24 protein-coding genes are annotated in these 23,590 nt (G+C 72.8%); 16 read left to right on the top strand and 8 right to left on the bottom strand.

Annotation, left to right across the window (positions count from 1 at the left end):
• Nucleotides 1–33: 33 nt before the first annotated feature.
• Nucleotides 34–684, top strand: coding sequence for an HU family DNA-binding protein (locus ACPXCS_RS24075; RefSeq protein WP_425947725.1), 651 nt, complete (start codon nucleotides 34–36; stop codon nucleotides 682–684).
• Between the two features lie 81 nt (nucleotides 685–765).
• On the opposite strand, the gene ACPXCS_RS24070 is transcribed toward ACPXCS_RS24075, so the two are convergent.
• Nucleotides 766–969 carry a hypothetical protein gene (locus ACPXCS_RS24070; protein ID WP_309095154.1) on the bottom strand — a complete coding sequence of 68 codons (204 nt, stop codon included), beginning with the start codon at nucleotides 967–969 and terminating at the stop codon, nucleotides 766–768.
• A 9-nt stretch (nucleotides 970–978) separates the two neighbouring features.
• Entirely contained in the window at nucleotides 979–1,617 is a 639-nt protein-coding gene (gene cofC, locus ACPXCS_RS24065; protein WP_425947727.1) for a 2-phospho-L-lactate guanylyltransferase, read from the bottom strand.
• A 158-nt stretch (nucleotides 1,618–1,775) separates the two neighbouring features.
• On the opposite strand from cofC, the gene ACPXCS_RS24060 reads away from it, so the two are divergent.
• From ACPXCS_RS24060 to ACPXCS_RS24050, 3 genes are read left to right on the top strand one after another with little or no spacing between them, the layout of a single operon-like run.
• Nucleotides 1,776–2,591: a lysophospholipid acyltransferase family protein gene (locus ACPXCS_RS24060; RefSeq protein ID WP_425947729.1), complete on the top strand. Its 816-nt coding sequence runs from the start codon at nucleotides 1,776–1,778 to the stop codon at nucleotides 2,589–2,591.
• A complete protein-coding gene (locus ACPXCS_RS24055) occupies nucleotides 2,588–3,598 on the top strand; it encodes an NAD(P)H-dependent glycerol-3-phosphate dehydrogenase (protein ID WP_425947730.1) in 1,011 nt (336 codons plus the stop codon). The genes ACPXCS_RS24060 and ACPXCS_RS24055 overlap by 4 nt, the downstream gene beginning before the upstream one ends.
• 59 nt (nucleotides 3,599–3,657) lie before the next feature.
• Entirely contained in the window at nucleotides 3,658–4,815 is a 1,158-nt protein-coding gene (locus tag ACPXCS_RS24050) for a D-alanine--D-alanine ligase family protein (RefSeq protein WP_425947731.1), read from the top strand.
• 28 nt (nucleotides 4,816–4,843) lie between these two features.
• On the opposite strand, the gene ACPXCS_RS24045 is transcribed toward ACPXCS_RS24050, so the two are convergent.
• Both ACPXCS_RS24045 and ACPXCS_RS24040 read right to left on the bottom strand, forming a co-directional pair.
• Entirely contained in the window at nucleotides 4,844–5,359 is a 516-nt protein-coding gene (locus ACPXCS_RS24045) for a DUF3515 domain-containing protein (RefSeq protein ID WP_425947916.1), read from the bottom strand.
• Nucleotides 5,360–5,379: 20 nt separating this feature from the next.
• On the bottom strand, nucleotides 5,380–5,613 hold the full coding sequence (locus tag ACPXCS_RS24040; protein WP_037677600.1) for an Lrp/AsnC family transcriptional regulator: 234 nt from the start codon (nucleotides 5,611–5,613) through the stop codon (nucleotides 5,380–5,382).
• A 206-nt stretch (nucleotides 5,614–5,819) separates the two neighbouring features.
• On the opposite strand from ACPXCS_RS24040, the gene ACPXCS_RS24035 reads away from it, so the two are divergent.
• Together ACPXCS_RS24035 and thiD are read left to right on the top strand one after the other, a co-directional pair.
• Nucleotides 5,820–6,785: a thiamine-phosphate kinase gene (locus tag ACPXCS_RS24035; RefSeq protein WP_425947733.1), complete on the top strand. Its 966-nt coding sequence runs from the start codon at nucleotides 5,820–5,822 to the stop codon at nucleotides 6,783–6,785.
• Nucleotides 6,782–7,573 (top strand): bifunctional hydroxymethylpyrimidine kinase/phosphomethylpyrimidine kinase, encoded by a 792-nt coding sequence (gene thiD, locus ACPXCS_RS24030; RefSeq protein WP_425947734.1) that lies wholly within the window; start codon nucleotides 6,782–6,784, stop codon nucleotides 7,571–7,573. Before ACPXCS_RS24035 ends, thiD begins: the two co-directional genes overlap by 4 nt.
• 114 nt (nucleotides 7,574–7,687) lie before the next feature.
• Here thiD and rpmB read toward each other — a convergent pair whose 3' ends face one another.
• Nucleotides 7,688–7,873 carry a 50S ribosomal protein L28 gene (gene rpmB, locus ACPXCS_RS24025; RefSeq protein ID WP_003993230.1) on the bottom strand — a complete coding sequence of 62 codons (186 nt, stop codon included), beginning with the start codon at nucleotides 7,871–7,873 and terminating at the stop codon, nucleotides 7,688–7,690.
• Nucleotides 7,874–8,141: 268 nt separating this feature from the next.
• Here rpmB and ACPXCS_RS24020 point away from each other — a divergent pair, with 268 nt between their 5' ends.
• A complete protein-coding gene (locus ACPXCS_RS24020; RefSeq protein WP_425947736.1) occupies nucleotides 8,142–10,088 on the top strand; it encodes a DAK2 domain-containing protein in 1,947 nt (648 codons plus the stop codon).
• 15 nt (nucleotides 10,089–10,103) lie between these two features.
• Here ACPXCS_RS24020 and ACPXCS_RS24015 read toward each other — a convergent pair whose 3' ends face one another.
• Together ACPXCS_RS24015 and ACPXCS_RS24010 are read right to left on the bottom strand one after the other, a co-directional pair.
• Nucleotides 10,104–13,070 carry a tetratricopeptide repeat protein gene (locus tag ACPXCS_RS24015; protein WP_425947738.1) on the bottom strand — a complete coding sequence of 989 codons (2,967 nt, stop codon included), beginning with the start codon at nucleotides 13,068–13,070 and terminating at the stop codon, nucleotides 10,104–10,106.
• Nucleotides 13,067–14,905: an HSP90 family protein gene (locus ACPXCS_RS24010; protein ID WP_425947740.1), complete on the bottom strand. Its 1,839-nt coding sequence runs from the start codon at nucleotides 14,903–14,905 to the stop codon at nucleotides 13,067–13,069. Before ACPXCS_RS24010 ends, ACPXCS_RS24015 begins: the two co-directional genes overlap by 4 nt.
• Nucleotides 14,906–15,092: 187 nt before the next feature.
• Here ACPXCS_RS24010 and recG point away from each other — a divergent pair, with 187 nt between their 5' ends.
• The 8 genes from recG to mutM all read left to right on the top strand — a co-directional run bounded on the left by recG (nucleotide 15,093) and on the right by mutM (nucleotide 22,521).
• A complete protein-coding gene (recG, locus tag ACPXCS_RS24005; RefSeq protein WP_425947742.1) occupies nucleotides 15,093–17,336 on the top strand; it encodes an ATP-dependent DNA helicase RecG in 2,244 nt (747 codons plus the stop codon).
• Between the two features lie 110 nt (nucleotides 17,337–17,446).
• On the top strand, nucleotides 17,447–18,034 hold the full coding sequence (rsmD, locus tag ACPXCS_RS24000) for a 16S rRNA (guanine(966)-N(2))-methyltransferase RsmD (RefSeq protein ID WP_425947744.1): 588 nt from the start codon (nucleotides 17,447–17,449) through the stop codon (nucleotides 18,032–18,034).
• A 26-nt stretch (nucleotides 18,035–18,060) separates the two neighbouring features.
• Complete coding sequence (gene coaD, locus ACPXCS_RS23995; RefSeq protein ID WP_345665250.1) at nucleotides 18,061–18,540, top strand: pantetheine-phosphate adenylyltransferase; 480 nt, start codon at nucleotides 18,061–18,063, stop codon at nucleotides 18,538–18,540.
• A 121-nt stretch (nucleotides 18,541–18,661) separates the two neighbouring features.
• Nucleotides 18,662–19,732 carry a cell division initiation protein gene (locus tag ACPXCS_RS23990; protein WP_425947745.1) on the top strand — a complete coding sequence of 357 codons (1,071 nt, stop codon included), beginning with the start codon at nucleotides 18,662–18,664 and terminating at the stop codon, nucleotides 19,730–19,732.
• A 128-nt stretch (nucleotides 19,733–19,860) separates the two neighbouring features.
• The gene (locus tag ACPXCS_RS23985; protein ID WP_425947747.1) at nucleotides 19,861–20,514 is read left to right on the top strand and encodes a YceD family protein; all 654 of its coding nucleotides are present in this window, start codon (nucleotides 19,861–19,863) and stop codon (nucleotides 20,512–20,514) included.
• 2 nt (nucleotides 20,515–20,516) lie between these two features.
• The gene (gene rpmF, locus ACPXCS_RS23980; protein ID WP_007493396.1) at nucleotides 20,517–20,690 is read left to right on the top strand and encodes a 50S ribosomal protein L32; all 174 of its coding nucleotides are present in this window, start codon (nucleotides 20,517–20,519) and stop codon (nucleotides 20,688–20,690) included.
• Nucleotides 20,691–20,709: 19 nt separating this feature from the next.
• Nucleotides 20,710–21,546: a ribonuclease III gene (rnc, locus tag ACPXCS_RS23975; RefSeq protein ID WP_425947918.1), complete on the top strand. Its 837-nt coding sequence runs from the start codon at nucleotides 20,710–20,712 to the stop codon at nucleotides 21,544–21,546.
• 114 nt (nucleotides 21,547–21,660) lie between these two features.
• Complete coding sequence (mutM, locus tag ACPXCS_RS23970) at nucleotides 21,661–22,521, top strand: bifunctional DNA-formamidopyrimidine glycosylase/DNA-(apurinic or apyrimidinic site) lyase (RefSeq protein WP_425947750.1); 861 nt, start codon at nucleotides 21,661–21,663, stop codon at nucleotides 22,519–22,521.
• Here the strand turns inward: mutM and ACPXCS_RS23965 are convergent.
• Complete coding sequence (locus ACPXCS_RS23965) at nucleotides 22,494–22,898, bottom strand: winged helix-turn-helix transcriptional regulator (RefSeq protein WP_425947752.1); 405 nt, start codon at nucleotides 22,896–22,898, stop codon at nucleotides 22,494–22,496. The genes mutM and ACPXCS_RS23965 overlap by 28 nt on opposite strands.
• A 107-nt stretch (nucleotides 22,899–23,005) precedes the next feature.
• On the opposite strand from ACPXCS_RS23965, the gene ACPXCS_RS23960 reads away from it, so the two are divergent.
• The gene (locus ACPXCS_RS23960; RefSeq protein ID WP_425947754.1) at nucleotides 23,006–23,590 is read left to right on the top strand and encodes a flavodoxin family protein; all 585 of its coding nucleotides are present in this window, start codon (nucleotides 23,006–23,008) and stop codon (nucleotides 23,588–23,590) included.

Below are 23,590 nucleotides of genomic sequence, written 5' to 3'. Positions count from 1 at the left end.
TTTCGTTCTGGCGATGTCTCCGAAGGGGAAGACGTGAACAAGGCGCAGCTCGTAGAAGCGATTGCCGACAAGATGGGCGGCCGCCAGCAGGCCGCCGACGCTGTCGACCATGTGCTGGACGCCATCGTCCGCGCGGTCGTCGCAGGTGAGAGGGTCTCCGTCACCGGCTTCGGTTCCTTCGAGAAGGTCGACCGCCCGGCGCGCTACGCCCGCAACCCGCAGACGGGCGAGCGGGTTCGGGTCAAGAAGACCTCCGTTCCGCGCTTCCGCGCGGGCCAGGGCTTCAAGGACCTGGTCAGCGGCTCGAAGAAGCTCCCCCGGGGTGGCGAGGTCTCCGTCAAGAAGGCGCCCAAGGGCAGCCTGACCGGTGGTGCCGGCGCGACGGTCAAGAAGGCCGCCGCGAAGAAGGCGACCACCAAGACGGCCGCCGCGAAGAAGACCACCGCCAAGAAGACCACGGCGAAGAAGACCACCGCCAAGACGGCCGCCGCGAAGAAGACCACCGCGACCGCCAAGAAGGCGCCCGCCAAGAAGACCACGGCGACGTCCAAGACCACCGCCGCGAAGAAGACCACCGCCAAGAAGGCCCCGGCGACGAAGAAGGCCACGGCCAAGAAGGCCCCGGCCAAGAAGTCCACTGCGCGCAAGACCACCGCCAAGAAGACCACCGCCCGCAAGAAGTAGGGCCGCCTGGGTACTCACGCGACGGGCCGGACTCCTCAGGGAGTCCGGCCCGCGGCGTGTTCGGGAAGTGGTGGGTGGTGCTCAGAGGGTCTGCAGGGTCACCAGAGTGATGCGCGGGGCGTCCTTCGGGCCCTCCACCTCGATGCGCACCCGCTGTCCGGGGCGCAGCAGCCGCAGGCCGCCCGCGTCGAACGCCGCCGCGTCGAAGGGCACCGGAGTTCCGTCGTCCAGGAGGACCTGCCCGCTGCGGCTGTCGGGGTCGTAGGTGTACGCGGTCGCCTGCATGCCCGCAGCCTACTGCCCGGGAATCAGCAACCGCGCGGCGGTCGCGGCCGTATGAGGGCCCACGCCCAGGGCCAGCGCGCTGCGCAGGTCGTCGCCGGTGTCCACGTCCTGGCGTACGGAGTCCACGCCGGTCAGGGACAGTTCCACGGCCCCGGAGGCGCGGTGCCGGGCCCGGGAGCCGGTGCCGAAGGCCGGGCGCAATGCGCGGCCCGGGGCGGCGGCCAGCAGTGTCGTTCCCATTGCCGCCGCATCCGGCAGAAATGCGCGCGGGAATTCGGCGGCGGTATCGAGAACCCGGGACAATTCCCGCGGGCGCAGCGCCGGCAGATCCGCGTTGAGCGCGGCCACCGGACTCGCGGGACGGGACAGGCGCACGGCGGCCGCCGCGTGTGCGAGTGCGGCGTTGAGGCCGCCGCCCGGCTCGTCGGCGATGATCGCGGCGCCGAGCGCGGCCAGCTCCCGGCCCGCCCGGGCGTCGTCCGTGACGACTGCCACATCCCGCACCGCCGGGCAGGCCAGCGCGGCCGCCACGGTGTCCTGGGCGAAGGCGAGCGCCAGGTCCGGCCGCAGCCCGTCGTCGGCGGTGTCCGCCAGCCTGCTCTTGGCCTGGGCCAGGGGCTTCAGGGGTACGACCAACGTCCACTGCACGGGTGTTTCGTCCTCCTCTTGTCGCGGTCATTGTCACCCGGGGCCTCCGGCGGCCGGCGGGTCGGGGCGTACGGTGTTCTCGACAGACCGGCGGCCTGGGGCGACACTTGTGCGGCCCCCCGTGGCCGCCGCTTCAGGCCCTAGAGGAAGGTGTCCGCGTGCCCCGCCGCAGAATCGGCTTCTGGTACCGCTTCGCCGCGGTGATCTGCAAACCGCCGCTGGTGGTACTGCTCAGGCGGGACTGGCGTGGAATGGAGCACATTCCGGCCGAGGGTGGATTTATCACCGCGGTGAACCACAATTCGCACATTGATCCCTTCGCTTACGCGCACTTTCAGTACAACACCGGGCGCGTCCCGCGATTCCTCGCCAAGAGCGGGCTTTTCAAGAAGGGATTCGTGGGCGCCGCGATGCGCGGCACCGGACAGATCCCCGTCTATCGCGAGAGCACGGACGCGCTCAGCGCCTTCCGGGCCGCGATCGACGCCGTGAACCGCGGGGAATGCGTCGCCTTCTATCCCGAGGGCACCCTCACCCGCGACCCGGACGGCTGGCCCATGACGGGCAAGACCGGGGCCGCCCGGGTCGCCCTGCAGACCAAGTGCCCGGTGATCCCCGTGGCGCAGTGGGGCTGCAACGAACTGCTGCCGCCGTACGCGAAGAAGCCGCATCCGCTGCCGCGCAAGACGCACCGCGTGCTCGCCGGACCGCCGGTGGACCTCACCCGGTTCTACGACCGGGAGATGACCGCGGACCTGCTGAAGGAGGCCACGGAGGTCATCATGGCCGCCATCACGGCCCAGCTGGAGCAGATCCGCGGGGAGAAGGCGCCCGAGACGCCCTACGACCCGCGCCGGGAGCGGATCGAGCAGCGGCGGCGGACGCAGGCGCAGCGGGGCGGGCAGGAGCCGGGACGGCCGGTGCGGTCGGCGCAGTCGTCGCAGTCGGCTCAGGAAGAGGGGCTGAGTACGTGAGCAAGCCGGTCAAGGCGGCGGTTCTGAGCGCCGGTTCGTGGGGCACGGCCTTCGGCATGGTGCTCGCGGACGCGGGGTGCGAGGTGACCCTCTGGGGACGCCGCCCGGAGCTCGTGGAGGCGATCAACTCCACGCGGACCAATCCCGACTACTTCCCGGGCGTCGAGCTCCCGGAGCACGTGCGGGCCACCACGGACCCCGCCGAAGCCGCCGCGGACGCCGACTTCACGGTCCTGTCGGTGCCCTCGCAGACCCTGCGCGGCAACCTCGCCGAGTGGAGTCCGCTGCTCGCCCCGGACACGGTCCTGGTGTCGCTGATGAAGGGCGTCGAACTGGGCTCCGCGATGCGGATGAGCGAGGTCATCGACGACGTCGCCAAGGTCGGCCCGGACCGGATCGCCGTGGTCACCGGGCCCAACCTGGCCCGGGAGATCGCCGCACGAATGCCGGCGGCGGCCGTGGTCGCCTGCACCGACGAGGCCGTCGCCCAGCGCCTTCAGGCCGCCTGCCACACGCCCTACTTCCGCCCGTACACCAATACGGACGTGGTGGGTTGCGAGCTCGGCGGAGCCGTGAAGAACGTCATCGGTCTCGCCGTCGGCATCGCGGACGGCATGGGGCTCGGCGACAACGCCAAGGGCTCGCTCATCACGCGCGGCCTGGCGGAGACCACCCGGCTCGGCATGGCGCTCGGCGCCGACCCGCTGACCTTCTCCGGACTCGCCGGCCTGGGCGACCTGGTGGCGACCTGCTCCTCGCCGCTGTCGCGCAACCACACCTTCGGCACCAACCTCGGCAAGGGCATGACGCTGCAGGAGACCATCGCGGTCACCAGGCAGACCGCCGAGGGCGTCAAGTCCTGCGAGTCGGTGCTGGATCTGGCCCGCAGGCACGGCGTCGACATGCCGATCACGGAGACGGTCGTCGGCATCGTGCACGAGGGCAAGCCTCCGGTGGTCGCCCTCAAGGAGCTGATGTCGCGCAGCGCGAAGCCCGAACGACGCTGAGCGACGCGGGGTGGCGGGCGCTGTCTCGGTGCCCTACCACCGGGTACTCTCAACGCGATATGAGCACCGAGAACCTCCCCCAGAGCCCCGAGCAGCCGCCTCGCAAACCGCGTGTGGCCGTCGTGTTCGGCGGGCGCAGCTCCGAACACGGGATCTCCGTGGTCACCGCCGGAGCCGTCCTCAGGGCCATCGACCGGACCAAGTACGACGTCCTGCCGATCGGCATCACCCAGGACGGCCGCTGGGCGCTCACGGCGGACGAACCGGAGCGGATGGCGATCGTCGACCGGCGCCCGCCGAGTGTCGACGCGCTCGCCGAGTCGGCCGAGGGCGCGGTGATCCTCCCGGTCGACCCCGCCGACCGCGAAGTCGTCTACAGCGAGCCCGGATCCGTGCCCAAGGCGCTCGGCGAGGTCGACGTGGTCTTCCCGGTGCTGCACGGCCCGTACGGCGAGGACGGCACCCTGCAGGGCCTGCTGGAGCTCTCCGGAGTCCCGTACGTGGGCTCCGGTGTGCTCGCCTCGGCCGTCGGCCAGGACAAGGAGTACATGAAGCGGGTGTTCACCTCCTTCGGGCTGAAGGTGGGCCCGTACCTGGTGATCCGGCCGCGCGAGTGGGCCATGGACGAGTCCGCGGCCCGCGGGCGGATCGTCGACTTCGCCGGCGAGCACGGCTGGCCGCTGTTCGTGAAGCCCTCCCGCGCCGGTTCGTCGATCGGCATCACCAAGGTCGACGACCTCTCCGGCCTGGACGAGGCGATCGCCGAGGCGCAGCGCCACGACCCGAAGATCCTGGTGGAGGCGGCCCTGCGCGGCCGCGAGATCGAGTGCGGCGTCCTGGAGTTCGAGGACGGCCCCCGGGCCTCGGTGCCCGCCGAGATCCCGCCGCCCGAGGCGCACGCGTACTACGACTTCGAGGCCAAGTACATCGACTCCACGCCGGGGATCGTGCCGGCGCCCCTCACGCCCGAGGAGACGGCCGAGGTCCAGCGCCTTGCGGTGGACGCCTTCGAGGCGGCCTCCTGCGAGGGCCTGGTCCGCGCGGACTTCTTCCTCACCGAGGACGGCGAGTTCGTGATCAACGAGATCAACACGATGCCCGGCTTCACGCCCATCTCGATGTACCCGCAGATGTGGCAGGCGAGCGGGGTGAGCTACCCGGAGCTGATCGACCGGCTGGTGCAGGCGGCGCTGGGCCGCTCGACGGGCCTGCGCTGACGCGGCCGTGCGGCCGGCCCGCGGGCCACTAGGAGGCGATCCCCTCGGGGATCGCCTTTTTCACGGCCGGGGCCAGATCGATCAGGACACCCGAGCTGTCCACGCCCCGGGGCACCTGGACCTCGACGTAGGCCTTGCGGTTGGCGGTCGTGAACCGGTGCCCGTCGCCCTGCTTCTCCATCAGCCAGTCCACCCCGTCCACGCCGCCGGCGACGGCGTCCGCGTCCCGTCCTTCGGCCACCTTCGGATCGACCATCTTCGGCGGCTGCGGCACACCGCAGCGAAGTATGATCGCCGGGCTGCCCCAGCCCGCCGTCAACGCCGATGCGGGCCCGGGGTCCTCGCGACGCTCACCGGCCACCTTCGCGGGCAGTACGTTGTCCAGGTTCCGGCACAGTTTCGCGACCCCGGCATCCGGACTGGGAACCGCCGCCGACGCGCTGTCGTCTGCTGAGGAGCAGCCCGCGGCAGTGATCAACAGCGCGACAGCGGGCAGGCGGAAAACGCGGAAGACACGACGGTGCCGGTGACGGAAAGAGTTCACCGGCACAGGGTAGACGGGGGCTACAGATGGACGACCGGGCAGGTCAGGGTGCGGGTGATGCCGTCCACCTGCTGGACCTTGGCGACCACCATGCGACCGAGGTCGTCGACGGTGTCGGCCTGGGCCCGCACGATCACGTCGTACGGCCCCGTGACGTCCTCGGCCTGGACGACCCCAGGGATCTTGCTGATCGTCTCGGCGACGGTCGACGCCTTGCCGACCTCCGTCTGGATCAGGATGTACGCCTGTACCACGGAACCTCCAGGGCGGCCACGAGGATCATGTGGGGAAAAGGAACGCCACGGTATCGCGTTGCCGCTCGCCGCGGGGAGACCTGCGGACACCGGGTCTTGCGCGCCGGGGTGCAGGTCGGTCAGAACGTGACGGTCACTTCGACCGTAGCGAGGACCGAGATGCCCCGCGACCGGGCACGGACAGGGACAGAAGGGGAGAAAGGGCAATGAAGGGCACTGTTGGTGAGCTCGGTGAGTTCGGGCTCATCAGGGAGCTCACCTCCCGTCTGACCACCACCCCGGCGGTCCGGGTCGGCCCCGGCGACGACGCCGCCGTGGTGGCCGCCCCCGACCGCAGGGTCGTGGCGAGCACGGACATCCTGGTGGAGGGCCGGCACTTCCGCCGGGACTGGTCGACCGCCTACGACGTGGGCCGCAAGGCCGCCGCGCAGAACCTCGCGGACATCGCCGCCATGGGCGCCGTACCGACCGCGCTGCTGCTCGGCCTGGTCGTCCCGGCCGAACTGCCGGTGACGTGGCCGAGCGAGCTGATGGACGGCCTGCGCGACGAATGCCAGGTCGCGGGCGCCGCCGTGGTCGGCGGGGACGTGGTGCGCGGCGACTCGATCATGGTGTCGATCACCGCGCTCGGCGATCTGCGCAACCAGGAGCCGGTGACGCGCGCGGGCGCGCAGCCCGGCGACCTCGTCGCCGTGACGGGCTGGCTGGGCTGGTCGGCGGCCGGGTACGCGGTGCTGTCGCGGGGGTTCCGCTCGCCGCGGGCGTTCGTGGAGGCGCACCGGCGCCCCGAGCCGCCGTACCACGCCGGGCCGGCCGCCGCCGGGCTGGGGGCGACCGCCATGTGCGACGTGAGCGACGGGCTGATCGCCGACCTGGGGCACATCGCCGAGGCCAGCAAGGTGCGCATCGACGTCCGCTCCCAGGCGATCGACATCCCGTCCCAGATGAACGACATCGGGCAAGCCGTCGGGGTCGACCCGATGCAGTGGGTGCTGACCGGGGGAGAGGACCACGCGATCGTGGCGACCTTCCCGCCGGACGTGAAGCTGCCCGCCCGCTGGAAGGTCATCGGCGAGGTCCTCAACCCCTCGGCGCTGCCCCAGGTGACGGTCGACGGGGCGCCGTGGACCAGCAAGGGCGGCTGGGACCACTTCGGGGACGTGGAGCCGTGATCCCCAACGTCCTCACGGTGGCGGGCTCCGACTCCGGCGGCGGCGCGGGCGTCCAGGCCGACCTGAAGACCATGCTCGCGCTCGGGGTGCACGGCATGAGCGTGATCACCGCCGTGACCGCGCAGAACTCACTCGGTGTGCAGGGCGCCTGGGAACTGCCCGTGGAGGCCGTGCGGGCCCAGTACCGCAGCGTCGTCGACGACATCGGCGTCCAGGCGGTCAAGACCGGCATGCTCGCCTCGGCGGAACTCGTCGAGGCGGTGGCCGAGTTGATCACCGGCACGGACGCCCCCGCGGTGGTCGACCCGGTCGGCGTCTCCAAGCACGGCGACCCCCTGCTCGCCGCCTCCGCGCTGGACTCCGTGCGCACGAAACTGCTGCCGGTGGCGACGGTCGCCACGCCCAACCTCGACGAGGTGGCCCAGCTGACGGGCGTACGCGTCGAGTCGGAGGGGGAGATGCGGCGGGCCGCGGCGGCCGTGCTCGGGTACGGGCCGCGCTGGGCGCTGATCAAGGGCGGGCATCTCGCGGGGGACGCCGTGGACCTGCTCACGGACGGGTCCGAGGAGCACTGGCTGCGGGCGCCGCGGCATGACAACCGCCACACCCATGGCACCGGCTGCACCCTCGCCTCCGCGATCGCCGCGCAGCTGGCGAAGGGCGACTCGGTGCCGGAGGCGGTGGCGGCGGCCAAGGCGTACGTCACCGGGGCCGTCGCGGCCGGCTTCGCGCTCGGCGCGGGCATCGGCCCGGTGGACCACGGCTGGCGCTTCCGGCGCGGGGCCTGACCGCTCGGGCCCCGGCCTGCCCGGCGTGCGCCCGTCCGGGCACGCCAAAGAGCCGGTCCACCACGGTGGACCGGCTCTACGGCGAACCAGCAGTGGCCGCGCGCTAGCTGAGCGTCAGCGCGAGACCTTGCCGGCCTTGATGCACGAGGTGCAAGCGTTCACGCGCTTCGGCGTCCCGCCCACCACGGTACGCACACGCTGGATGTTCGGGTTCCAGCGGCGGGACGTACGGCGGTGCGAGTGCGAGATGTTGTTGCCGAAGCCCGGCCCCTTGCCGCAGACGTCGCAGTTGGCAGCCACGGGTCACTCCAAAGACTTCAGATGCACTTACGGTTAATCCCGGCATGCCGGGATCGAGATCCTGTGGCTCCAGGAGCCGGCGAGATCTGAGTGGCGCTGCCAGGGGGGAAAGCCCGATCAGGATCGGGCAACCGGAGCAGCATACAACGGCTGCACCCGTACAAGAAAACTAGCACGGCAGCTCAGGGGACCGCCCCCGGCCCTCTTCGGGTGGAGACCGCCCCAAGGTCTACGCTGCGTGCCACGTCCAGCAGCTCAGGGAGGCGCGGTGGCGCAGGTGCCGCAGACATTCTTCGATGCTCTCGCGGTGCGCACCTGGTGCGGTCTCGCGCTCGAGACGCTGGGGCGGGCGCGTGAGGAGATCGACGCCATCAACGTCTACCCGGTGGCGGACGGCGACACCGGCACGAACCTGTACCTGACCGTGGAATCCGCGGTCGCGGCCGTCGAGGCGGTGTTCGCCGGGCACGCGGCGGGCGCCCCGGCCACCGGTGACCGCGCCCCGCAGGGGCCGACCCTGTCCGACGCGGTCCGCGCGATGGCCCACGGGGCGCTGATCGGCGCCCGCGGGAACTCCGGGACGATCCTCGCCCAGCTGCTGCGCGGCATGGCCCAGGTGCTGGCCGACGACGCGAGCGCGCACGCCGACGGCCGGGGCCTGCGGCTCGCCCTGCGGCACGCGGCCGACTCCGCCCGCCAGGCCGTGGCCCACCCCGTGGAGGGCACCGTCCTCACGGTCGCCTCGGCCGCCGCCGACGCCGCGGGCGGCACCGGCGGCGACTGCGGGAGCGTGGCCCGGGCCGCCTACGAGGGAGCCCGCCAGGCCCTCGCCGCGACCCCGGACCAGCTGCCCGTCCTGGAACGGGCCGGGGTGGTCGACGCGGGCGGGCGGGGACTGGTGGCGGTCCTCGGGGCGCTGGTGGAGACGTTCACCGGGGAGCGGCCGCGCGGTCCGGTGGTCGGCGCGGGGCGGGTGCCGGAGGCGAGGGCGTCCGGGCCGGGCGCCGGGGAGTCCGCGCCGGGACCCGGGGGGCCGGTCGCGGCGCACGCGCGCGTGGCGCGGCCGGGTGCGGTGTCCGGAAGGCCCGCCGCCCACCCGTCGCACGCCCTGCCGGGGACGGGGGAGCGGGTCCGGGAGGCGCCCGGTGCGGGATCCGGCCCGGTCGCTCCGGGGGTGCCGGACCCGCCGGGTTCCACGGCCGACGGGTCGCCCGCACGCGGGGCGGCGTCCGGAGCACCCGTCACGGCCTGCGCCGACCCGGGCGACGGTGTGGCCGCGCCCCACCAGGACGGGCCCGCCTTCGAGGTGATCTACCTCCTGGAGGCCGAGGACGACGCCGTGGCGCGGCTGCGACGGCGGCTCGACGCCCTCGGGGACTCCCTGGTCGTCGTCGGCGGCGACGGGCTGTGGAACGTCCACGTCCACGTCGACGACGCCGGCGCCGCCGTCGAGGCCGGCATCGAGGCCGGGCGCCCCCACCGGATCCGGATCACGCACTTCGGCGCCCAGGACGTGCACACCACCGGTGCCGAGCGCGCGCCCCGGGAGCGCGCCCAGCGCGCCGTCGTCGCCGTCGTGCCCGGCGAGGGCCTGGCCGGGCTGTACGCCGAGGCCGGCGCGACCACCGTGCTCGCACGCCCCGGGGAGCCGCCCGCCAGTGGCGAGCTCGTACAGGCCGTACGGCGGGCACACGCGCGCGAGGTCGTGCTGCTGCCGAACGACGCCGAGCTGCGCCACACCGCCGCGGCGGCCGCCGAGCAGGTCCGCACGGAGGGCGTCCGCGTCGCGCTCATCCCGACCCGGTCGGCGATCCAGGGCATCGCGGCGCTGGCCGTGCACGAGCCGGAGCGCCGCTTCGACGAGGACGTCGTGTCGATGACCTCGGCCGCCGGCGCCACCCGCTACGCCGAGGTCACCGTCGCCGAGACCCAGTCCTGGACGATGGCCGGCATCTGCCAGGCCGGTGACGTCCTCGGCCTGATCGACGGCGACGTGGCCGTGATCGGCTCCGACGTCACGGCCACCGCCGAGGCCGTCCTGGACCGGATGCTCGCGGCCGGGGGCGAGATGGTCACGCTGGTGCTCGGCGACGACGTGCCCGACACCGTCGCCGGGCACCTGGAGGGCAGGGTCCGCGAGGGCTACCTCGCCGTCGACACGGTCGTCTACCGGGGCGGGCGGCAAGGGGCCCTGCTGCTCATCGGCGTCGAGTAGGCAGCGGCAGCCCTGCTACTCCTGCGTCGCCAGGCGGAGCACCCGCTGGGCCTCCGACCGCCGCGACCGGGCCGTCGCGTCCTCCCCGTCGCCGTCATCAGCCCCGTCCCCGGCTCCGTCGCCGCCGGAGCCGGCCCGACCGGCACCGGCGTAGGCCGCCAGTACCGCACGCGCGCGTGCCGCCGCGTCGGGGAGCCGGCCCTTCTCGATCTCCAGCCATGCCGCGGTGAGTTCGGCGTCGGTGCGGTCGTGCAGGGCGGCGTCCCCGAGGGAGGCGAACACCTCGGCCGACCGCAGCAGCCGGGACAGGGCCTCCTCGTCCGACGCGGGAGGCGGGTCCACGGCTCCGCCCTCGGAGACGGGTGGAGCCAGCAGCTTGCCGAACTGCAGGTGGGTGTGGCCCAGTTCGGCGGTGAACCGCTGCCGGGACTCCTCGTCGGCCGCCGTGTCCCGCGCCGCCTCGCACGCACGGACCGCGTCCGCCATCAGCGCGCGGGCCTCCGCCAGCCCGTCCGGCGCCCGCACCGCCAGCCAGGCGCGGGCCCGCAGGGAGCGCACCAGCCCGGTGACGTCGCCGAGCGAGCGCCAGAGCTCTCCCGCGCGCGTGTAGGCACGGTCCGCCTCGGCGGTCAGCCCGGCCTCCGCGAGCGACTCCCCGGCCAGGTGCGCCAGCGTCGCGTGGTCGTGCTGCTCGGGCCAGGTGCGGGCGATCTCGGCGGCCTGCAGACGCCGTTCGGCCGCCGCGCGGTGCTCGCCGAGTTCGCTCAGGCAGTCGCCGAGCCACCACTGCGTCTGCACGATCGCCCCGTCGCCGTGCGTCGCGGCCGTCAGGTCGGGCAGCGCCGACTCCAGCACCTCCGCCGCCTCGGCCCACCGGCCCTGGCGCAGCAGGAAACCGCCGAGCTGCTGCCGAGCCCAGGCGCCCAGCGTGGCGCTCTCACCCGCCTCGTCGGCCCGGTGCGCGGCCTCCAGCGCGTGCCGCGCGGCCTCCACGGGCTCGTCCCGGGCCCCGAGGAGCTCGGCGAGCTGGAGGTGCAGCTGGGCCCGCCCGGGCGCCTCCAGGTGCGCCCCACCGTGTTCCAGGGCGGCCCGCAGCGCCCGTTCCGCCTCGGCCATGTCGCCCAGGTGGTGCGCGAGGGACGCCAGCCGGGCCTCGTACTCCACGGCGTACCAGGGCAGCCCCGCCGCGACGAACGCCGCCGCGCCCCGCGCGAACAGCTCCACGGCCGCCGCCAGGTCCCCGCGCAGCCCCGCCAGTTCGCCGAGCATCGCCTGCCCCTCGGCGGCCCGCGCGGCCAGCCGCACGTCCTCGCCGCTGCGCCCGTCGACGAACGTCAGGAGCTCGCGCACGGCGGCCTCGGCCGCCTCGATAACCGCCTGCGCACCGGGCCCCTCCGCCGCGTGCGCCCGGCGCAGCAGGACCCGGGCCCGGCCCATGAGGACGGCCGCCGTCTGCCGCGTCCCCGTGCCGCCCTCGGCGTACAGCGCGAGGACCTCCTCGTACGGCCCGGCCACGGCCGCGACCGCCTGCGCCACCTCACCGCCCAGAGCGCGCACGTACGCCGCACGCGTGCGTGCCGCCAGGGCCTCGCCCGGGTCGCCGGCCTCCGCGTACAGTCCGGCGGCCCGCTCGAACAGCGCGGCCCCGGCCGGGCCGAGGCCCATCGCCTCGTGGTCGGCGATCTCGGCCCGGTCGCGCGGGTCCAGCTCGACGCCCTCGGCGGCCCGGGCGACGGCCGCCCACGCCTCAACGGCGTGTGGCTGCAGGTGGTCCGACAACCGCCGTGCCTCGGCCAGCAGGGCGGGCAGTTCCGGCTGCCCGGCGCCGGCGCCGGTGACCGGTGGGGGAGCGGGCGCGGGGGCCGGTCCGACCGAGCGCACCCCCAGGGGCAGCCGCTCGGCCAGCGGCTGCTGCGCCATCCGCGCCCGGGTCCGGTCGCCGACGTGGGAGGTGCCGTTGCGCTCGTCGAAGCGGGCCGCCAGCGCGAGGGCGTCCGCACGCGCGTGCGCGGCCAGTTCCCGGGCGGTCCACTCATTGCCGGGCGGGCCCGGCACCGGCCGGTCGCCGAGGCCGAGCGCGGTGAGGCGGTCCATGAGCAGGGCCGCCACGCTCAGGAAGTCCAGTCTGCTCTGCGGCTGCCCGTCGTCCGTGAAGTACGCCGGCCGCTCCGCGAGCAGTTCGAGCCCGCGCGCCTCGTTACCGGTCAGCGCGCAGAACTCCACGTGCTCCGCGTAGGCGCCGCGCATGCTCTCCATGGACCGCACGAGCCGGAACCCGCGCAGATGACCGGCCCGTGCCTCGTCCACGCGGCCCAGCCGCAGCAGCGGCACCAGGGAGGACGCCAGGGTCGTGTGCGGCTCGTGGGCGCAGGTGTACGCGCCGTCCAGCACCGGACGCCACAGCTCCAGCGCCTCCGCGTCCCGGCCCTGCTCGGCCTGCCACCAGCCCTGGCCGTGCAGCTCGCACGCGTGGCAGTCGGACATGGCGTCCCGGTCGGCGGCCAGCCACGCGGCGTACGCCCGCTCCGCGCGGGCCACGTCCCCGATGTGCGCGGCCACGCTGTGTTCGGCGCTGCGCACGGCCCCTTCGGAGTACCCGGCGAGCCGGTAGCGGCGCTCCATCTCGCCCAGCCAGCCCTCGATCGAGGCGAGCGGGATGTGCGGCTGGCCGAGCATGCCGGACGACACCCACTTGAAGACCCAGTGCAGCGCGTGGGCCTCGTACGCGTCGAAGTCCTCGGGCCGTTCGTCCCACATGCGCAGCAGACGCGCGAAGGGGACGAACATCTTCCCCTTCTCGGAGCTGTAGTTGTAGACCTTCACCTGGTGCCCGAGCGCCTCGACCACGGCGAGCGGGACGTTCAGCTTCTCGGCCGCGGCGAGCAGTTCCTCCGCGCGCGCGTTGCGGGCCGGGCCCTCCGGCTGCTCGGCGTTCTCCGCCATCGCCCGGCGCAGCGCGTCGAGGTCCGTGATCTCGGTCATGCCGTCCCGTCCTCGGTGTGCGTGGCCCACTCCAGCAGGCCGATGAACGCGCGGTTGAGCAACGCCGAGTCGGCCGGCCGCAGGGGCCGCTGCGCCATCAGCAGCGCCTGCCCGTACAGCGACTCCACGGCCGTGCCGATGAGCTCCGGGTCGGGCAGCGCGCCGATCCGCCGCACGAGCGGGTTCAGCTGGTTGAGCACCAGACGTGCGCGGGGGGCACTGCCGCGCAGGGAACCCAGGATGCCCGCCCACAGGTCGTCGGCCTGCGCCTCGGCGTCCGCCCGGGCCTGTTCGTGCCGGGCGTCCCGGTCGTCGAGGTGCAGCGCGGGCACCGACAGGGGATGGAACGCCCGCAGCACGACGTCGCAGCCGAGCGGGTCGAGCCGGGCCCGCGCGGCGGCCAGGAAGCCGGACAGGGCCAGCTCCTCGGCCGGGTCGACCGCGTCCAGGTGCGCGGTCACCGTCTCGGCGTCCAGCTCGGCGACCACCGTCCCCGGCCGCACCGACGGCAGCGCCTGGACCAGCTCGCTGTCGTACGTGTAACCGCCGTTGACCACGCCGACGCCCTGCGCCGACGCGATCGGCGCGACCTGCCGGTACTCCTCCACCGTCCGCGTGAAGTGCACCACCGGGTGCCGCTGCGCGAACTCCTCCAGCGACAGCCGCCCGTCGGTCGTCTCGAAGGGCAGCCACGGCAGCATGGTGCGCAGCATCTCCCGGTCGTGCCGGGCCAGGGACTTCACGCCCAGGTGGTGCACCTCCAGGAACGCGGCGAGCCGTTGCGGATCACCGGCCGCGAGACCCGTCAGCCACGCGCGGATCCGCTCGCCCAGCGCCTCGCGAACGGCCGCCAGGGTCTCGTCCTCGTACAGCGCCTCGCGCGAGGCCGTCGGCCGCAGGCTGTCCGTGTCGAGCACGCAGCGCACGAAGAACGCCCAGTCGGGCAGCAGCTGTTCGGCCCGGTCGGTCAGCAGCATGCCCTTGAGGTGCACGCGATGGCCCGCGCGCCGGGCCGGGTTCACCGCCGCGGGCAGCACGTATGCCACCCCGCGGATGCCCGCCACCGGAACGGACAGGTCGATCGTGTCCAGCGGCGCGAACCCGAACAGGTCCTGGCAGTGCCGGGCCAGGGCGATCCGCCGGGCGGCCGGGCCCGGATACGGCCGGTCCCAGGGCGCGGGCAGGTCGGTGACCGCCTCGTCGCCCACCCGGACGTCGTACGGCAGCAGCGACCCGAAGTCCCTGGCCAGCGCCTCGACCCGCTCGGGCGTGAGCCACTCCGCCGCGCCGGCCCGGGCCACCAGGTGCACCGTGGTGCCCGGTTCGGGCCGCTCGGCGTCCGGCAGCGTCCGCACGGTGTACGAACCGTCGTCGGACGCCGTCCACTCCACCGGCGGCGCCTGCGGTGTCCGGGCGCTGCGGCTGACCACCCGGATCCGCTCGGCGACGACGAAACACGCCAGCAGGCCGATGCCGAACTGCCCGAGGAAGTCGGACCGGGCCTCCTGGAGCTCCTCGGCCCGTTTGGAACTGCGGCCGATCGTGGCGAGCAGGCTGTGCACGTCCGCCTCGGTGAGCCCCACGCCGGTGTCCTCGACGCGCAGCGCCCCGCCCTCGGCGGACAGCCGGACCCGGGCCGGAGCGCCGGGTTCCGTCGCACGCCGGGCGGTGATCGCGTCCACGGCGTTCTGCAGCAGCTCCCGCAGGTACACCTTCGGACTGGAGTAGAGGTGGTGGGAGAGCAGGTCCACCAGGCCGCGCAGGTCGACCTGGAACGTATGAGGTGACGGGGGCGAAGGGGAGGGCTGGGATGACGGTGAGGTCTGGGAGTCCATCTTCACGGCGCCGGTGGGGGACTCGCGACGGCGCGGGGTCGGGCGGTCCCGGTGGGGCGGTGACCGCGAAAGAGGGCCGGGAGCGCGTCATCCTATGGCCCCGGCGAAGCGCCTGACCAGGGATTTCCGGGATCTTTACGACAATCGGGACGAGGCCTTCGAGCCATTGTCAGTGGCGTGGTGTGCAATGGATCTCGTGCCCGCACTGGAAGAACCGCTGCAACAGCCCCTGAAGTCGGTGCTCGGCCCCGCCACCGCGAAGGTGATGGCCGAGCACCTCGGCCTGCACACCGTCGGCGACCTCCTCCACCACTACCCGCGCAGATACGAGGAGCGCGGCCAGCTCACCCACCTCGCCGACCTCCCCATGGACGAGCACGTCACGGTGGTCGCCCAGGTCGCCGACGCCCGGCTGCACACCTTCGCCTCCGCCAAGGCCCCGCGCGGCAAGGGCCAGCGCCTGGAGGTCACCATCACGGACGGCAGCGGCCGCCTCCAGCTGGTCTTCTTCGGCAACGGCGTCCACAAGCCCCACAAGGAGCTCCTGCCGGGCACCCGAGCGATGTTCGCGGGCAAGGTCTCCGTCTTCAACCGCCGTCTGCAACTCGCCCACCCCGCCTACGAGTTGCTGCGCGGGGACCCCGACGAGCCGGGCACGTCCGTGGAGAGCTGGGCGGGCGCCCTGATCCCGCTCTACCCGGCCACCGCCAAGCTGGAGTCCTGGAAGATCGGCAAGGCGCTCCAGACGGTCCTGCCCACGGCCCAGGAGGCGGTCGACCCGCTCCCGGAGAGCCTGCGCCGGGGCCGCGGCCTGCTCCCGCTCTCCGAGGCCCTGCTCAAGATCCACCGCCCGCACACCAAGGCGGACATCGAGGACGCCCGCTCCCGCCTCAAGTGGGACGAGGCCTTCGTGCTCCAGGTCGCCCTCGCCCGCCGCCGCCGCGCGGACGCCCAACTCCCCGCCGTCCCCCGCCGCCCCGCACCGGACGGCCTGCTCACGGCCTTCGACGCCCGCCTCCCCTTCACCCTCACCGAAGGCCAGCAGCGCGTCACCCGCGAGATCTTCGCCGACCTGGCCACGGACCACCCGATGCACCGGCTGCTGCAGGGCGAGGTCGGCTCGGGCAAGACGATGGTCGCCCTGCGCGCCATGCTCGCCGTCGTCGACTCCGGCGGGCAGGCCGCGATGCTCGCGCCCACCGAGGTGCTCGCGCAGCAGCACCACCGCTCGGTCGTCGAGATGATGGGCGAGCTGGCCGAGGGCGGCATGCTGGGCGGGGCCGAGCAGGGCACCAAGGTCGTGCTGCTCACCGGCTCCATGGGCACGGCCGCCCGCCGCCAGGCCCTGCTCGACCTGGCCACCGGCGAGGCCGGCATCGTCATCGGCACGCACGCGCTGATCGAGGACAAGGTGCAGTTCCACGACCTGGGCCTGGTCGTCGTCGACGAACAGCACCGCTTCGGCGTCGAGCAGCGCGACGCCCTGCGCGGCAAGGGCAAGCAGCCCCCGCATCTGCTCGTCATGACGGCCACCCCCATCCCGCGCACGGTCGCCATGACGGTCTTCGGCGACCTGGAGACCTCCGTCCTCGACCAGCTCCCGGCGGGCCGTTCCCCGATCGCCAGCCATGTCGTCCCGGCCGCCGACAAGCCCCACTTCCTGTCCCGCGCCTGGGAGCGGGTGCGCGAGGAGGTGTCCAACGGCCACCAGGCGTACGTCGTCTGCCCGCGCATCGGCGACGAGGAGGACGACCCCGGGAAGGCGGGCGCCAAGAAGCCCGCTCAGGCCCAGCAGAGCCCGGAGGACGCCGAGAAGCGCCCGCCCCTGGCCGTCCTGGACGTGGCCGACCAGCTCGCCAGGGGCCCCCTGAAGGGCCTGCGCGTCGAGGTCCTGCACGGCCGGATGCACCCGGACGACAAGGACGCCGTCATGCGCCGCTTCGCCGCAGGTGACACCGACGTCCTGGTCGCCACCACGGTCATCGAGGTCGGTGTGAACGTCCCGAACGCCACCGCGATGGTGATCATGGACGCCGACCGCTTCGGCGTCTCCCAGCTCCACCAGCTGCGCGGCCGCGTGGGCCGCGGCTCGGCGCCCGGACTGTGCCTGCTGGTCACCGAGATGCCCGAGGCGAGCGCCGCCCGCCAGCGACTGAACGCCGTGGCCTCCACCCTCGACGGCTTCGAGCTCTCGCGCATCGACCTCGAACAGCGCCGCGAGGGCGACGTCCTCGGCCAGGCCCAGTCCGGCGCCCGCACCAGCCTCAGGATGCTCGCCGTCATCGAGGACGAGGAGATCATCGCGGAGGCCAGGGAAGAGGCGACGGCCGTCGTGGCCGAGGACCCGGAGCTGACCCACCTCCCCGCTCTCCGGACGGCTCTGAACGCCCTCCTGGACGAGGAGAGGGAGCAGTACCTGGAGAAGGGATGAGTGAGGGCGCCCGCCCCAGAGGCGCGGGGCTGTACCTCATATGCGGCTACCGCCGCGCGGGCGCGACCAGCCACACTGATACGGAAAGCCGCCCACGACAAGGACCGAAGATGACCCGCGTGATCGCCGGCACAGCCGGCGGACGTCGCCTGGCCGTACCTCCAGGCACCGGCACCCGCCCCACCTCCGACCGCGCACGCGAAGGCCTCTTCTCCACCTGGCAGTCCCTCCTCGGCGGCCCGCTGGACGGCGAACGCGTCCTCGACCTCTACGCGGGCTCCGGCGCGGTCGGCCTGGAGGCCCTGTCCCGGGGCGCGGGCCACACGCTCCTGGTCGAGGCCGACGCCAGAGCCGCCCGCGTCGTCCGCGAGAACGTGAAGAACCTCGGCCTGCCCGGCGCCGAGGTCAGAGCGGGCAAAGCGGAGCAGATCATCCGTACCGCACCCCCCGGCGACCCGTACGACCTGGTCTTCCTCGACCCTCCGTACGCCGTCACGGACGACGATCTTCGGGAGATCCTCCTCACACTCGGCTCGGAGGGCTGGCTCGCCGCCGAAGCCCTCGTCACCGTGGAGCGCAGCACCAGAGGCGGTGAATTCCGGTGGCCCGAGGGTTTCGAACCCCTCCGGGCCCGTCGCTACGGCGAGGGAACGTTTTGGTACGGTCGCGCCGCCTCTACGTGCGAAGACGCACGATGACCGGACCGGAGAGCGAGGGATCACAAGTGCGCCGTGCCGTCTGTCCCGGGTCGTTCGACCCGATCACCAACGGACACCTCGACATCATCTCCCGCGCCTCCAGGCTGTACGACGAGGTCTACGTCGCGGTGATGATCAACCAGGCCAAGAAGGGCCTGTTCGAGATCGAGGAGCGGATCGACCTGATCCGCCGGGTCACCGCCGAGTACGGCAACGTCCGTGTGGAGGCCTTCCACGGCCTGCTCGTCGACTTCTGCAAGCAGCGCGACATCCCCGCCATCGTCAAGGGCCTGCGCGCGGTCAGCGACTTCGACTACGAGCTGCAGATGGCCCAGATGAACAACGGCCTCTCGGGCGTGGAGACCCTCTTCATCCCCACCAACCCCACCTACAGCTTCCTGTCGTCCTCCCTGGTCAAGGAGGTCGCGACCTGGGGCGGCGACGTCTCCCACCTGGTGCCCGCCGAGGTGCTCCAGGCGCTCGACGAGCGGCTGCGCAAGGACTGAGCCCGCCCCGGACGAACCCGCCGGACCTGACCACCCGTCACCCGGTGTCCGCCGGGTACCCCGTGGCCGTACAGTCGTCCCGTCCGTCTCCAACGCATCTGTAGAGAGTGGCGAGCACACGGTGGACGTGCAGAAGAAGCTCGACGAGATCGTCACCGCGATCTCCGGCGCCCGGTCCATGCCCATGTCGGCCTCGTGCGTGGTCAACCGCGCCGAGCTGCTCGCGATGCTGGAAGAGGTGCGCGCGGCGCTGCCCGACTCCCTCGCCCAGGCCCAGGAGCTGATCGGCGGCCGCGAGCAGATGGTCGAGCAGGCCCGCCAGGAGGCCCAGCGGATCATCGAGAGCGCGCACGCCGAGCGCGGTTCGCTGATCTCCGACACCGAGGTGGCCCGCCGCTCCCAGGCCGAGGCCGACCGGATCCTCGCCGAGGCGCGCAAGGAGGCCGAGGAGGTCCGGGCCGAGGCCGACGAGTACGTCGACTCCAAGCTCGCCAACTTCGAGGTCGTCCTCACCAAGACCCTCGGCTCCGTCGGCCGCGGCCGCGAGAAGCTCCTCGGCACCGGCCCCGGCACCGACGAACAGGGCTACCAGGACGAGGACGCCCCCGAGCGCAGCCACGACCCCGAGACCCAGCGCCGTACCGCCGACGAGTACGTCGACGCCAAGCTCGGCGCCTTCGAGGCGGTCCTCGCCAAGACCCTGGAGGCCGTCGGACGCGGCCGGCAGAAGTTGCACGGCCGGATCGCCACCGACGATCTCGGCGCTCTCGCCGACGACACCAGCACCGTGCAGCACTCCAGCGACGCGGACTACCTCGCCGACCTGGCCGCCCTCACCGAGCAGCCGCCCGCGGCCGCCGAGCGCCCCGCCCAGCAGCAGGACTACGCACAGCCCCAGCCGGCGTACGGCTACCAGCAGCAGCCCGACCCCTACGGCGGCTACCCCCAGCAGGGCTACGCGCCCCAGCAGGACGCCTACGGCTACCCGCAGGCCGATCCCTACGCCTACCAGGGCTACGACCCGCAGCAGGCCGCCTACGACCCGAACCAGGGCTCGCCGCAGCCGCAGCAGGGACACCAGAGCCAGCAGGGGCAGCAGGGATACGCCCTGGACGAGACCAGCCTCTTCGACACCAGCATGATCAGCGCCGAGCAGTTGCGGGCCTACGAGCAGGGCCGCGGCCAGGGCTGAGCACCGGATTGGGCCGACAGCGAAAGGTCCAGTATCCTGGCTCTTCGGTCGCGCATACGTCCGCGATCACTGCTGCCCGGGAACACCGCCGGTCAGCGTCCCTCTGAGCTCGAAGATCGAAAGCAGGAATGGCTCTGAACGCCCGCCTCGACCACCGCAACCCCCTCGTGTTCGACACGCACGAGCTGGGACGGCGTCCTGGTGCGCTGCAGCGCCTGACCCGCAGGGTCGACGCTCCCCAGGACCTCGGTATCAAGGGAGTCATCGGAGTGCCGGAAGGCGCCCCGGTGGAGCTCGAACTCCGTCTGGAGTCGGTCATGGAAGGGGTGCTCGTCACAGGCACCGCCCGTGCCACGGCCGAGGGGGAGTGCGTAAGGTGTCTGGAGCCGCTGGAGCAGGAGCTCGAAGCGGACTTCCAGGAGATGTTCTCGTACCCTGACGCCGACGACCGGGGCCGCGTGATCGCGGAACCGGGCGACGACGCCGAGGACGACGAGGACAGGCTCTTTCTCGAGGACGGCCTGTTCGACCTCGAGCCCGTGCTGCGTGATGCGGTGGTGCTCGCACTGCCGATGCAGCCGGTGTGCCGGGAAGACTGCCCTGGTCTGTGTGCCGAGTGCGGCGCGCGGCTGGCGGACGACCCGGACCACCACCATGAGGCCGTCGACATTCGTTGGGCGGCATTGCAGGGACTCGCCGGCACCATGTCGGACGGCGAGAAGGACGAGATGAGCGGCGGCGCGCCTCAGTCAGCACGCGCCGACGAGAAGCAGGAGAAGTAGCCGTGGCTGTTCCGAAGCGGAAGATGTCGCGCAGCAACACGCGCCACCGCCGGTCGCAGTGGAAGGCTGCGGTCCCCACCCTGGTTGCGTGTGAGCGCTGCCACGAGCCCAAGCTGCAGCACATCGCGTGCCCGTCGTGCGGCACCTACAACAAGCGCCAGGTCCTCGAGGTCTGAGCGGCTGGTGAGAGGCACTGTGTCCACGCCTAAGAACAAGTCCTCCCGCGTGAGCGGGAGCCCGGCGGACAACCAGGCCTCGTCCCACACGCTTCTGGAAGGGCGGCTCGGCTACAAGGTCGAGTCCGCCCTTCTGGTGCGCGCACTGACCCACCGGTCGTACGCATACGAGAACGGCGGTCTGCCGACCAACGAGCGCCTGGAGTTCCTCGGGGACTCCGTCCTCGGCCTCGTGGTCACGGACACGCTGTACCGCACCCACCCCGACCTGCCAGAAGGCCAGTTGGCCAAGCTGCGGGCCGCGGTGGTGAACTCGCGTGCGCTCGCCGAGGTGGGCCGCGGGCTCGACCTGGGCTCCTTCATCCGGCTCGGCCGCGGTGAAGAGGGCACGGGCGGGCGGGACAAGGCGTCCATCCTCGCCGACACCCTGGAAGCGGTGATCGGCGCGGTCTACCTCGACCAGGGGCTGGACTCGGCGGCGGAGCTGGTGCACCGCCTGTTCGACCCCCTGATCGAGAAGTCCTCCAACCTCGGAGCCGGCCTGGACTGGAAGACCAGTCTCCAGGAGCTCACCGCGACCGAGGGGCTCGGCGTCCCCGAGTACCTGGTCACGGAGACCGGCCCCGACCACGAGAAGACCTTCACTGCTGCCGCCCGCGTCGGAGGCGTCTCGTACGGCACCGGCACCGGCCGCAGCAAGAAGGAGGCGGAGCAGCAGGCCGCCGAGTCCGCCTGGCGGTCCATCCGGGCCGCCGCGGACGAGCGCGCCGAGGCGGCCAAGGCCGCCGAGGCGGCGCAGACGGCAGCCGTGCAGGCCGCTCACACGGCCGTCGACGGCAGCACCGTCGACGGCTGAGGAAGCCGGCCGCGCCCGCACCGGGCGTCCGGCCACAGCACAGCGCACCCGAGCGCCCGCCCCTGCCCGGGGCGGGCGCTCGGGTCGTCCGCAGGTACGTGACGGGGGGTCCCCATGCCCGAGTTGCCCGAGGTCGAGGTCGTACGGCGCGGCCTGGAGCGGTGGGTCGCCCACCGGACGGTCGCCGAGGCCGAGGTGCTGCACCCGCGCGCGGTGCGCCGCCACCTCGCGGGCGCCGACGACTTCGCGCACCGCCTCAAGGGCCACCGCATCGGCGTCCCGAGCCGCCGCGGCAAGTACCTCTGGCTGCCCCTGGAGGACACGGACCAGTCGATCCTGGCCCACCTCGGCATGAGCGGGCAGCTGCTGGTCCAGCCGCACACCGCGCCCGACGAGAAGCACCTGCGCATCCGCGTCCGCTTCACCGACGCCCTGGACACCGAACTCCGCTTCGTCGACCAGCGCACCTTCGGTGGCCTGTCGCTGCACGAGAACACCCCGCAGGGCCTGCCCGACGTCATCGCGCACATCGCGCGCGACCCGCTCGACCCGCTCTTCGACGACGAGGCCTTCCACCAGGCGCTGCGCCGCAAGCGCTCCACGATCAAACGGGCCCTGCTCGACCAGTCCCTCATCAGCGGCGTCGGCAACATCTACGCGGACGAGGCCCTGTGGCGCTCCCGCATCCACTACGAGCGCCCGACCTGGACCTTCACCCGCCCGCGCACCCTGCTGCTGCTCGGCCACGTGCGGGACGTGATGAACGCGGCCCTCGCCGTGGGCGGCACCAGCTTCGACAGCCTCTACGTCAACGTCAACGGCGAGTCGGGATACTTCGACCGGTCCCTGGACGCGTACGGCCGTGAGGGCCTGCCCTGCCGGCGCTGCGGCACACCGATGCGCCGGCGGGCCTGGATGAACCGGTCGAGCTACTTCTGCCCGAAGTGTCAGCGGGCGCCGCGCGCGGCGTCGTAACGCTCGCGCGCCGCGAGCACCTCGTCCATCCGCCCCTCCACGAAGTGGATGAGGCTCAGCAGCCGCTCGGCGACCCCGCGTCCGAGGGGCGTCAGCTCGTAGTCCACCCGGGGCGGATTGGTGGGCTGCGCCTCGCGGTGCACCAGGCCGTCGCGCTCCAGGGCGTGCAGCGTCTGGGACAGCATCTTCTCGCTCACGCCGTCGACGCGGCGGCGCAGTTCGTTGAAGCGCAGCGGGCCCTCGTGCAGGGCCCCCAGGGTCAGTCCGCCCCAGCGGCCCGTGACGTGTTCGAGCGTGCCGCGCGAGGGACAGGCCTTGGCGAACACGTTGTAGGGGAGGTCGTCCAGCCCCTCCGCGGGCTCCTGGATGGTGGTCATGCGCACAGCCTACGCCAGCACAGCGCTAACCAACAGGTTGCACTAACTATAAGTTAGTGCTTTCCTTTGGTCATCGTCAGCGACCTGCCTCTTTCAGGAGTACTCACGTGACCACCCCTGTCGTCTCCCTCGCCTACCACTCCGGCTACGGCCACACCGCCGTCATCGCCGAGGCCGTCCGTGCCGGTGCCGTCGAAGCCGGTGCCGAGGTGCATCTGATCAGCGTCGACGAGATCACCGAAGAGCAGTGGGCGATCCTCGACCGCTCGGACGCCATCGTGTTCGGGTCGCCGACCTACATGGGCACCGCGTCCGGCGCCTTCCACGTCTTCGCGGAGGCCACCTCGAAGCGCTGGGCCACCCAGGCCTGGAAGGACAAGCTGGCCGCGGGCTTCACCAACTCCGCCTCCAAGAGCGGCGACAAGCTGCACACCCTGCAGTACTTCCAGATCCTCGCCGCCCAGCTCGGCATGCACTGGGTCAACCTCGGGCTGCTCCCGGGCTGGAACAGCAGCACCGCCTCCGAGCACGACCTGAACCGGCTCGGCGTCTTCGCGGGCGCGGCCGCCCAGACCAACGCCGACGAGGGCCCGGAGGCCGTGCACAAGGCCGACATCGCCACCGCCGAGCAGCTGGGCCGCCGCGTGACGGAGACGGCCCGCGTCTTCCTCAAGGGCCTGGCCGCCGCCTGA

The organism is Streptomyces sp. DT190, from assembly GCF_049846985.1.
Classification (GTDB): Bacteria; Actinomycetota; Actinomycetes; order Streptomycetales; family Streptomycetaceae; genus Streptomyces.
Note: the sequence above shows the minus strand (reverse complement) of the source record. Positions and strands in the feature narration are given on the sequence as shown.

Bases quoted from the DNA above. Each gene is read 5' to 3' on its own strand.
- ACPXCS_RS24070 (WP_309095154.1), bottom strand. From the start codon at position 969: ATGCAGGCGACCGCGTACACCTACGACCCCGACAGCCGCAGCGGGCAG.
- ACPXCS_RS24050 (WP_425947731.1), top strand. From the start codon at position 3,658: ATGAGCACCGAGAACCTCCCCCAGAGCCCCGAGCAGCCGCCTCGCAAA.
- ACPXCS_RS24035 (WP_425947733.1), top strand. From the start codon at position 5,820: ATGAAGGGCACTGTTGGTGAGCTCGGTGAGTTCGGGCTCATCAGGGAG.
- ACPXCS_RS24015 (WP_425947738.1), bottom strand. From the start codon at position 13,070: ATGACCGAGATCACGGACCTCGACGCGCTGCGCCGGGCGATGGCGGAG.
- ACPXCS_RS24010 (WP_425947740.1), bottom strand. From the start codon at position 14,905: ATGGACTCCCAGACCTCACCGTCATCCCAGCCCTCCCCTTCGCCCCCG.
- recG (WP_425947742.1), top strand. From the start codon at position 15,093: ATGGATCTCGTGCCCGCACTGGAAGAACCGCTGCAACAGCCCCTGAAG.
- rsmD (WP_425947744.1), top strand. From the start codon at position 17,447: ATGACCCGCGTGATCGCCGGCACAGCCGGCGGACGTCGCCTGGCCGTA.
- ACPXCS_RS23985 (WP_425947747.1), top strand. From the start codon at position 19,861: ATGGCTCTGAACGCCCGCCTCGACCACCGCAACCCCCTCGTGTTCGAC.
- mutM (WP_425947750.1), top strand. From the start codon at position 21,661: ATGCCCGAGTTGCCCGAGGTCGAGGTCGTACGGCGCGGCCTGGAGCGG.
- ACPXCS_RS23965 (WP_425947752.1), bottom strand. From the start codon at position 22,898: ATGACCACCATCCAGGAGCCCGCGGAGGGGCTGGACGACCTCCCCTAC.